Origin of the sequence: Brooklawnia sp. (genome assembly GCF_049651565.1) — a bacterium.
GTDB lineage: Bacteria > Actinomycetota > Actinomycetes > Propionibacteriales > Propionibacteriaceae > Brooklawnia.
Map to the genome: position 1 here is coordinate 1 of NZ_JBASCI010000012.1, position 2,632 is coordinate 2,632.

General features: G+C 70.6%; 3 protein-coding genes. 2 read left to right on the forward strand and 1 reads right to left on the reverse strand.

The window, feature by feature from the left end; all coding sequences use genetic code 11:
- A partial coding sequence (locus WBL05_RS00505) for a PEP-utilizing enzyme (protein ID WP_424223039.1) occupies positions 1–1,192 on the forward strand: 1,192 nt, incomplete at its 5' end.
- Positions 1,193–1,515: 323 nt separating this feature from the next.
- On the forward strand, positions 1,516–2,301 hold the full coding sequence (locus WBL05_RS00510; protein ID WP_424223040.1) for a GntR family transcriptional regulator: 786 nt from the start codon (positions 1,516–1,518) through the stop codon (positions 2,299–2,301).
- On the opposite strand, the gene WBL05_RS00515 is transcribed toward WBL05_RS00510, so the two are convergent.
- Positions 2,264–2,632 (reverse strand): HAD-IA family hydrolase (locus tag WBL05_RS00515; RefSeq protein ID WP_424223041.1); only part of this gene is annotated, 369 nt, incomplete at its 5' end. The genes WBL05_RS00510 and WBL05_RS00515 overlap by 38 nt on opposite strands.

Consider the following 2,632-nt stretch of genomic DNA (forward strand, 5'->3'; position numbering starts at 1 on the left):
GGTATTCGCCGCCGTCGCGCCGGTGATGGTGCCGGCGGCTGTCCTGATGGCGGCCGTGACGGTTGCCGCCGCGCGGGCCGGTGAACCCGGCCGGGTGCTGGCGCTGGAGGTGCTGCGGGGGGTGCCCGGCAACGTCACCACCGAGATGGACCTCGCCCTGTGGCGGGCCGCGGCGACCATCAAGGTGGACCCCTGCTCCCTCACCGCATTCGAGACCACCGAGGTCGAGCAGCTGGCCGAACTCCTGGCAGCCGGCCAGTTGCCGAACGTCGCGCAGGACGCGCTCGCCGGGTTCCTGGCCCGGTACGGGATGCGTGGGGTGGCCGAGATCGACCTCGGTCAGCCGCGGTGGCGGGAGAACCCGATTGATGTGCTGAGGAGCCTGCAGAGCTACCTGCAGATCACCGATCCCGAACGGGCACCCGATGTGATGTTCGCCCGGGGCGCGGCGGCTGCCCAGCGGGCGGCCCTCGAACTGGCCGCCCTGATCTCGCCGGGGCACGGTGTCCGGGCCAGACTGCAAGCCGCCCGCTGGCGGTTCGCGATCGACCGGGTGCGCAAGCTGATCGGGATCCGCGAGACGCCGAAGTTCACCGTCGTGCGGCTGTTCGGTGACCTGCGCCAGGCGCTGCTCGCCAGCGGATACGACCTGGTGGCCGCCGGGGTGCTGGAGCGTGCCGACGACGTGTTCTTCCTGCATGTGGACGAACTGGAACGGCTCCCGGGCGAACCAGCCGAACCCTGGCGGGCCGTGGTGGCGGCACGCCGCCAGGTCAACGAACGCGAGGGGTTACGCCGGCAGGTTCCCCGCATCCTGCTCGGGGACGGCCGGGCGTTCTACGAGGGCATGACCGGCCACGATGATGCGATCAGCGGCAGCCCGGTTTCGCCGGGAGTGGTGGAGGGCACCGTCCGGGTGGTCCTCGACCCTCAGGCCAGTCACCTGCTGCCCGGTGAGATCCTGGTCTGCCCCGGCACCGACCCCGCCTGGACGCCGTTGTTCCTGACCGCCGGCGGCCTGGTCACCGAGGTTGGCGGCATGATGACCCACGGCTCGGTGGTGGCCCGTGAGTACGGCATCCCCGCCATCGTCGGCGTCCACGAGGCCACCAGCCGGCTGACCACCGGTCAGCGGATCCGGCTGGACGGCACCACCGGCAACATCGAGATCCTCAACGAGCCCACCGGCTGATCGCCCGCTGCCATGGACGACCCAGGAACGCCGACGGCGTCCCGCCAGGTCGCACGATCGGTGGGGCTCGCCGCAAGCCCTTGATGCCCTGTTCCCGTTCGGCTGGCCTGCCGGGCTGGGACGCCGCCACCCGGCCCCGCCGTGCACTTTCCGTTCCTGGGACCGGTTGATACCCGCGAACAGCCTCAAATGCGTGCACTCTCCGTCGCTGGGGACGGATCGTGCCCAAGGACGCCGCCACCCGACCGCCGCATCCGGCCCGAGGGCCGCGGAACCGCGCTGGGTATCATGGGCGGCAACTTCCCCGGACAAAGGTGGCATGGATGACCCAGCAGGCGGCCCTCGACAAGCACGGGCCGGTCCCGCTGTACGCGCAGCTGGACGAGATCCTGCGCAGCCGGATCGCCAGCGGCGAGTGGGCCGCCGGGATGATGGTGCCGTCGGAGAACGCCATCGCCAGGCAGTACGGCATCAGCCGGATGACCGCCCGCGGTGTGCTGAACTCGCTGGCCGACGAAGGGCTGCTGGTGCGGGTTCCCGGCAAAGGGACCTTTGTCGCCGAGCCGAAGATCCAGACCGGGTCCACCGCGTTCCACGGCATCCGAGCCCAACTTGAGGCGCAGGGGTTCGCCACCACCACCCGGCTGGTGCGCGCCGAGCAGGTGCCGGCCACCCCGCGGCTGGCCCGGCAGCTCGAAGTGCCGCCCGAGACCGAGCTCAGCCTCATCGAGCGGGTGCGCAGCGTCGATGGTGAGCCGATCAGCCTGCACCGCTCCTGGGTGCCGACCAGCCTGGCGTCCGACCTGATCGAGGCCGATGTGGTGGGTGAGCAGTTGTGCACCATCCTGGCCCGCGACCACCACCTGCGGGCGACCCGGGTTACCCAGCAGTTGGAGAGCGTCCCGGTCACCGAGGCGGACGCCGAACTGCTCGGTCTGGCGCCGGGCCAGCCGGTGCTGGTACTGGAGGACACCACATCCAACCAGCACGGACCCTACGAGTTCTCGCGAATCACCTTCCGCGGCGACCGCATCCGGCTCGGCTTCACCTTCGACCTGACCAACGGCGAGGTCAGGAACGAACGAGTCTGGCCAACGCGTCCAGCGTGACCATGCCGCCCAGGTCGAGCCCGGCGGCGTTGGCCAGCACCCGCATCGGAGCGTCCGGTTCGCCGAGGTCGCTCACCACGGCGGCCGCTCCGGTGAAGTCCTCGTCGGCGGTGTAGCTGCTGATGGTGACGATCGTCGGAATACCGGCGGCGAGCGAGGCCCGCAGCCCCTGGTTGCTGTCCTCCACCACCACCGCCTGATCCGGCGCCACTCCCAGCTCTTCGAGGGCCATCAGGTAGATATCGGGCGCTGGCTTCTTGGTCTTCACCTGATCGCCGGCGAAGACGCCGAACTCGGCAGCCACCTCGGCGCCGACGGCCATCTCCAGCAC

Bases quoted from the DNA above. Each gene is read 5' to 3' on its own strand.
- WBL05_RS00510 (WP_424223040.1), top strand. From the start codon at position 1,516: ATGACCCAGCAGGCGGCCCTCGACAAGCACGGGCCGGTCCCGCTGTAC.